1 protein-coding gene is annotated in these 510 nt (G+C 64.1%); it reads right to left on the bottom strand.

The genetic code is table 11. The features are described from left to right. Positions 1–17 precede the first annotated feature (17 nt). Positions 18–510, bottom strand: a 493-nt coding sequence (locus JKG68_RS32905) for an IS630 family transposase (protein WP_202066684.1), incomplete at its 5' end; no start/stop codon positions are given.

The following is a 510-nucleotide window of genomic DNA, read 5'->3' as shown; positions in this document are numbered from 1 at the left end:
ATACCAAGTCCCACTGATCAGAACTGATGCGCCCATTCACGCAAGCCGATGGACATGATGGTCCAGGGCTGATCTGCGAGCTTGTTCCAAGCCGCACAGCAGTGATCGAGAATGTCGCTGTAGGAGGTGAAGATCCGGTTGGAGAGCCAGTTCTCCCTCATATACTGCCAGATGTTCTCCACCGGGTTGAGCTCGGGCGCTTTGGCGGGCAGCGGCACCAGGGTGATGTTGGCTGGCACCTGCAGCTTGCGCGAGACATGCCAGCCCGCTCGATCCAGCAGCAGCACCGCGTGCGCCCCAGGCGCCACCGCCTGCGAGATCTCGGCCAGATGCAGCGTCATCGCCTCGGTCGTGCAGCGCGGCAGCACCAGGCCGGCAGCTTTGCCCTGGGCCGGGCAGATTGCCCCGAAGATGTAGGTCGAGGCCGTCCTCAGATCCCGTGGTGCCGAGGGACGAGTGCCGCGTTTGGCCCAGCGCCGCGTGATCTTGTTCTTCTGGCCGATGCGCGCC

Source organism: Microvirga aerilata, from assembly GCF_016743775.1.
GTDB classification, from domain to species: Bacteria; Pseudomonadota; Alphaproteobacteria; order Rhizobiales; family Beijerinckiaceae; genus Microvirga; species Microvirga aerilata.
This window is presented reverse-complemented; position numbering and strand designations above follow the sequence as displayed.